Source organism: Prescottella sp. GW823-FHT02E09 (assembly GCF_058797375.1).
In genome coordinates, this window is record NZ_JBXAJP010000007.1 from 389,181 (window position 1) to 395,232 (window position 6,052).

A 6,052-nucleotide genomic window follows, 5' to 3' on the forward strand; every position below is an offset into this window, starting at 1 on the left:
GGCTTCGGCCATGTCCGAAACCGAGCCCGCCAACGGTGCCGTCGATGCCGGCTACCCGTCTCTGCCCGCCACCAGCTGGGCGGTTCTGGGCATGCTCACCCTCGGTGAGGGGCTCACCGGATACGACCTCAAGAAATGGGCCGACTGGAGCATCGGCTACTTCTACTGGAGCCCGTCGATCAGCCAGGTGTACGGGGAGCTGAAGAAGCTCGAGACCGCGGGCCTGGTGGTGTCCGAGATGGTCTCCGAGCCGGGCGAGCGTGGACGTCGCGTCTACCGGATCACCGAGCGTGGGACGCACGCGGTGCGCAACTGGTCGCGGGATGCGCCCGTCGACCAGCCCGTGCTCAAGCACGGTTTACTGCTCCGGCTCTGGATGGGGCACCTCAACGACCCCGAGCATCTCAAGTCGCTCGTCGAGTCCCACATCGAGAACATGAACGCCCTCCGTCAGGGCGCCGAGTTGCACGCCGAACACGCGACGCGCGAGCCGTCGTGGGCGTTCTCGAGGATGAGTCTGAAGTGGGCGGAGCGGTACTTCCGGGCCGAGATGGACCTGGCGCGGCAGATGCTCGACGACATCGACGAGGCCGCAGAGACTTTCGCGCGAGTGCGCGACCGCGACGAACTGGGCAACCCTGTGCCGGAGGTGACCGGTTCCTGGCGTGATGTCGAGGATTTCGTCGAGGGCCTGGAGAAGGGTGGGCAGCTCTGAGCGCCCACCCTTCCTGCTAGCGGCCGGTTCGCCGCATTCCCGAGCTGCCGGGGGTCAGGCGTACTGGAGGCGCGTGCGGGGTGCCGCGGTCGGCATGCTCTGAAGCCGGTTGCGGTGTGCGATCGGGGCCGCGCCGTGGCTGCGCCCGGTGAGAGTCTGCAGGATCGCGTTGGCGGCCATGCGGACCGGCGCGGAATGGCGGTGGTCGAACTTGAGGTGACTGGTGGGTCCGCAGATCGACAGGGCGGCGGTCACCCCGCCGACGGGGCCGATCGGGACGGCGATGATGCCGATCCCGCCGGAGACCTGGCTGACCTCGTACGCGACGCCCATCTCGCGGACCTTGTGCAGTTCGGGCGTGAACTCGGCGAGGCTGTCGGTGCCGTTCGGCGTGTACGCGAGCAGGGCCTTGCCGATCGCCGAGTTGCGTGCGGGGTACCGGCTGCCCACGCGGGTCGGCAACTCTGCGGCGAGGCGCCCGCCGACCTTGTCGAGGTAGAGAACGTCGGTGCCGTCGAGGACACCGAGGTGCACGACGTAGCCGGTGACGCGGTGCAGTTCCTGGAGGATCGGTGCCGCGGCCGAGTGCAGACGATTCTGGTGGACCGCGATCGAGCCGAGTTCCATCAGCCGGGTGCCGAGCTCGTAGTCACGGCCGTCGCGGCGCAGCCAGCGCATCTCGACGAGCCGCTCCAGCGTGCGGTGTGCAGACGAGCGGGGCAGTCCGGTGCGCTTGACGACCTGGGCGAGGGTGAGGCGGCCGGGGCCGTCGAAGGTGTCCAGGATCAGCGAAACTCGTTCGAGAATCGCGGTCGGGGTGGCGTCTGCAGTCGCAGGTGCGGTCATCGATGTCTCCCTCACTTCTGTCGAGCATCGTCGTGAGACCCATCTGACGTGGGTGTTTCGATTAGAAATAATGACACACGATCTGCGATTTGTGAAGTGGATCACCAAGATCGACATACGCCGACAGGGGGAACCCGATCGTCCCTGGTGGGACGGGGTTCCCCCTGCCGGCGGAATGTTCGGTTGTCGCGGGACTCGTGGCTACATCGCCGCGAGCGGCTCGCTGCCGGACCAGTCGTGGCCCCAGTAGCTGTCGGCGGTGATCTCCTCGGACGTGTAGAACGTCTCGTCCACGAGGTGTCCGTCGGTGCCGAACTCGATGTCCCAGCCGCCCGGTGCGCGGACGTAGAAGGACACCATCTTGTCGTTGGTGTGACGGCCCAGCGTCGAGGACACCGAGAAGCCGTCCTTCACGACGCGGTCGAGCGCCTGCCCGACGGCGTCGAGCGTGTCGACCTCGACCATGATGTGCACCAGGCCGGGGGCACCGCCGTGCGGGGCCGGGCACAGCGCGAGGCTGTGGTGGCGCTGGTTGACGCCCAGGAAGCGCACTCGCAGCGGGCCGAACTCCGGCGGGGCCGGGATGCGGAAGGCGCCGCGCGGCAGGAAGCCGAGCACCTCTGTGTAGAAGTCGAACGTGCCGTTCGGGTCCATCGTCGGCAGGACCACGTGGCCGAGGCCCTGTGCGCCGGTGACGAACTTGGCGCCGAACGGGGTGACGACGGGGCTGTGGTCGAGGACCGGGCCGTGGAACACTTCGAGGGTCGTGCCGGCCGGATCCTGGAACGTCACGACCTCCTCGACTCGGCGGGCGTCCGCCTCCTCGAGCGAGAGCGGCTTGACGGCGATGCCGGCGCGTTCGACGGCCTCGGTGACCCGCACGAGTGCGGCATGGTCACGGACCTCCCAGCCGACCGTGACGACCTCGTCGGTCTCACCGGGGACGACGACGATGCGGGCGGCGCGTTCGTCGACGCGCAGGTAGAGGGCATCGGGGTCCGGGCCGGCTCCCTTTGCGAAGCCGAGCACGTCGAACGCGAAGGTGCGCCAGCGCTCGATGTCGTTGGTCTGGACCTTCACGTAGCCCAGCGCGCGGATGTCGGTGCCGAAGCCTCCGACATTGGGGTTCGTCATGGTTGTCTCCGTTGTGAATTCGAGTTGTGGTGATCCAGCGGATCAGATCATCGAGCGCAGCGGACCCTGCGGATCCACACCCAGGCCGCTCAGCGTCGCGGCGTGGTACACGGTGCCGGGGACGTGGATCGCGTGGTGCAGGCCGGCGTGGGCGTCACGCCAGAAGCGCTGCATCGGCTTGTCCATGCGCAGCGCGTTGCCGCCGCAGCGGGCGTAGACCTGGTCGATGGCCGTGACGGCCTGCCAGGCCGCGTTGACCTGGGTCTCGCGACCGAGCGCGCGCTGCTCGAACGTCGGCGTCTTGCCGGCGTCGACCAGATCCCACATGCGATCGACGTTGGCCAGCAGTGAATCCCGGGCCGCACGCAGCTTCGCGGTGGCCTCGCCGACCGCGAACATCGTGTACGGGTCATCCTTGACTGCGGTGCCCTGCGGATTGATCCGCTCGCGCTGGTACTCGTTGGCGTGGTGCAGCACGCCCTCGCAGATGCCGATCGTGGCCGACGTGATGCCGAGCGGGAACATGTTGGACCACGGCATCAGGTACAGCGTCTCGGTGCGCCCGTACTTGCGGACCGCGGTACCGTCGATGACCTCGTCGCAGTCCATGACCCGGTAGTCGGGCACGAAGGCGTCCTTGACGACGACATCCTTGGAGCCGGTGCCGCGCAGGCCCACGACGTCCCACGAGTCCTCGATGATCTCGTAGTCACTGCGGGGAATGATCACGTGCAGCATGCGGGGCGGCATCTGCATGCTGCCGTCCGGGTTGCACGCCATCGCGCCGAGGAACGCCCAGTCGCAGTGGTCGGTTCCGGAGGAGAACGACCACTTGCCGGAGAACTTGTAGCCACCGTCCACCGGTACGCACATGCCGCCGGGCATGTATGGCGACGCGAGCCACGTGTCCTGGTCCTGTCCCCAGACCTCCTGCTGCACCTTGGGATCGGCGAACGCCAGCTGCCACGGGTGCACGCCGACGATGCCGTGGACCCAGCCCGCGGAGGGGTTCAGGGACGCCATGCGCATGACGGTTTCCGCGAACTCGCGCGGATGGACCTCGAGGCCGCCGTGCTCCTTGGGCTGGAGCATCCGGATGGAGCCGGCCTCCTTCATACGCTTGGCGGTGGCGTCGGCAACCTTGCCGATCCGCTCCGCCTCGATGCCCTCGACGAAGATGTCGTCGGCGGCCGCCTCGATGCGGGCCAGGACTTCGTAACTCATGTGTGTTCCTTCGGGTCGGTGTGGTTCTACGAACCGGAGATCAGGAGGCCGAGGCCGAGTTCTCGGCCTTTTTCGCGATGTTCTCCGCGACCTCCTGCTGCCAGCTCGCGACCGCCCGGGTGGTGTCGATCTCGAACTCGAAGCGCTTGGTCATGTCGTCGGTGATGTCCTCGACGTCGACATAGAACTGCTGGTACCAGCGGCGAAGCTGGTAGACCGGGCCGTCCTCCTCGGACAGCAGCGGATTGTCGATGGGCGCCTTGTTCTTCCAGATCTCGACGTCCTGCTCGAAGCCCATCTCGACGCCCTCGGCGAACTGCGCGGCCATGCCGGTCGCTTCCTCGTCGGACAGGCCCGGGAGCTTCTTGACGATCGCGCCGTACTGCAGCACGAACTCGTTGTTGCTGACCGGGTAGTGGCAGTTGATGAGCACCGTCTCGACCTTCTGGCCGTTCGCGTCGGTCTCGAGCCAGTCGATCATGTACGACGGGCCGAAGTACGTCGCCTCCGAGCGCAGTTCCGCGTTGGGGTCGTCATAGCTGGTGCCGGTGACGATGTCCTCGCGGCCCGTGGACTTCATGAACTGCGTCGCGGTGTGGCCCTCGAAGACGTTCTTGAAGTAGCGCGGGAACGAGTAGTGGATGTAGAAGAAGTGCGCCATGTCCACGACGTTGTCCACGATCTCGCGGCAGTGCGAACCCTTGATGCGCAGCGTCTTCCAGCTCCAGTCGGTCCACTCGTCGGAGCCGTAGCCCGCGATGTCGGGGATCGTGACGTCGGCCGGGGGCTTGCTGCCCTGCGGGTCGTTCCAGATGTAGAGCTGGCCGTTCTTCTCGAGCGTGGTCCACGCGCGGGTCTTGGCGAGCGGGGGAACACGGCGGGCGTAGGGGATGTCGGTGCACTTGCCGTTGCCGCCCCAGCGCCAGTCGTGGAACGGACAGGCGATCGAGTCGCCCTTGATCTCGCCCTGGCTCAGGTCACCGCCCATGTGGCGGCAGTAGGCATCGAGGACCTTCAGGTCCCCCTTGCTGTCGGCGAACACGACGAGCTTGGTGCCGAACGCCTCGATCGAGTGGGGCTTGCCGTCCTTGAAGTCCCGGGTGAGACCGATGCAGTGCCAGCCGCGCGCGAAGCGGGTGGGCGCTGCGGCGGCCTCGATCTCGCGGATCTCGTCGTTGTCGGCGGCTGATCCGTTGGTGGGAGCGGTGTCGAGTGACATGTTTCCTCCGTGCCATCAGGGGGCTGTCCTGTGATGCGCCTCATAGAACTAGGCGGCGTGTCGCGCGGGAAGGGGTTCTCCCGCTGGATGGAACACCCCGGAAGTTGTGGTATAGCGGCAGGTCGGGGCGGTCGTCGCGGGGGTTCGGCGGTTGCGCCCCGCGCCCGCGGCGGACCTCCCACCACGCGGGACGGCCTCTGCCTGCCCCCCGGACCGGTTGGTTAGCGTCGCGTCACGGTGAAAGGAATGATCATGACGCGGATGACCGGTAAGACGGTGCTCATCACGGGCGCGGGCAAGGGGATGGGACGCGTCCACGCGGTCCGTCTGGCCGAGGAGGGGGCCGATATCGTCGCGCTGGACCTGCCCGGAGGTGAGTCCGAGTCGGACCTCGCCGAGACCGCACGACTGGTGGAGGAGCAGGGGCGGCGGGTGGTCACCGGCACCGCCGATATCCGTGACTTCGATGCGGTCACTGCTGCGGTGCGGGCTGGTGTGCGCGAACTCGGTCCGCTCGACACCATCGTCGCCAATGCCGGTATCTGCGACAACCCGGGCCCGTCGTGGGAGATCGACGACGCGGTGTGGAACCGGTCCATCGACGTCAACGTGACCGGGACGTGGCACACGGTCAAGGCGGGTGTCGCGGAGATGGATCCGGCGGGCGGTTCGATCGTGATCGTCAGTTCGACGGCGGCGATCAGGGCCGTGCCCGGCGCGTCGCACTACTCCGCGGCCAAGCATGCGATCACGGGGCTGGCCAAGACCCTCGCGAACGAACTCGGCAAGCGGGCCATCCGTGTCAACACCGTTCACCCCGGGGCCGTCGCTACCGCAATGACCCTCAATCCGGCGACGTTCGCCCGGCTGCGACCGGATCTCGACAGTCCCACCGAGGCCGACGTTGCCGAGGT

6 protein-coding genes are annotated in these 6,052 nt (G+C 67.4%); 2 read left to right on the top strand and 4 right to left on the bottom strand.

All coding sequences use genetic code 11. The features are described 5' to 3' along the window. Nucleotides 1-10: 10 nt before the first annotated feature. On the top strand, nucleotides 11-715 hold the full coding sequence (locus AC1RIF_RS20145; protein WP_492603129.1) for a PadR family transcriptional regulator: 705 nt from the start codon (nucleotides 11-13) through the stop codon (nucleotides 713-715). A gap of 54 nt (nucleotides 716-769) precedes the next feature. Here AC1RIF_RS20145 and AC1RIF_RS20150 read toward each other — a convergent pair whose 3' ends face one another. The 4 genes from AC1RIF_RS20150 to AC1RIF_RS20165 all read right to left on the bottom strand — a co-directional run bounded on the left by AC1RIF_RS20150 (nucleotide 770) and on the right by AC1RIF_RS20165 (nucleotide 5,138). Continuing rightward, complete coding sequence (locus AC1RIF_RS20150; RefSeq protein ID WP_492603130.1) at nucleotides 770-1,561, bottom strand: IclR family transcriptional regulator; 792 nt, start codon at nucleotides 1,559-1,561, stop codon at nucleotides 770-772. A 201-nt stretch (nucleotides 1,562-1,762) separates the two neighbouring features. After that, nucleotides 1,763-2,695 (bottom strand): biphenyl-2,3-diol 1,2-dioxygenase, encoded by a 933-nt coding sequence (gene bphC / locus AC1RIF_RS20155; RefSeq protein WP_492603131.1) that lies wholly within the window; start codon nucleotides 2,693-2,695, stop codon nucleotides 1,763-1,765. Between the two features lie 42 nt (nucleotides 2,696-2,737). Beyond that, nucleotides 2,738-3,919 carry an acyl-CoA dehydrogenase family protein gene (locus AC1RIF_RS20160; protein ID WP_492603132.1) on the bottom strand — a complete coding sequence of 394 codons (1,182 nt, stop codon included), beginning with the start codon at nucleotides 3,917-3,919 and terminating at the stop codon, nucleotides 2,738-2,740. Nucleotides 3,920-3,959: 40 nt separating this feature from the next. Next, nucleotides 3,960-5,138, bottom strand: coding sequence for a 3-ketosteroid-9-alpha-monooxygenase, oxygenase component (locus tag AC1RIF_RS20165; RefSeq protein WP_492603133.1), 1,179 nt, complete (start codon nucleotides 5,136-5,138; stop codon nucleotides 3,960-3,962). A 252-nt stretch (nucleotides 5,139-5,390) separates the two neighbouring features. Between AC1RIF_RS20165 and AC1RIF_RS20170 the strand changes: the two genes are divergently transcribed. Then, on the top strand, nucleotides 5,391-6,052 hold a 662-nt coding region (locus AC1RIF_RS20170), incomplete at its 3' end, for an SDR family NAD(P)-dependent oxidoreductase (protein WP_492603134.1).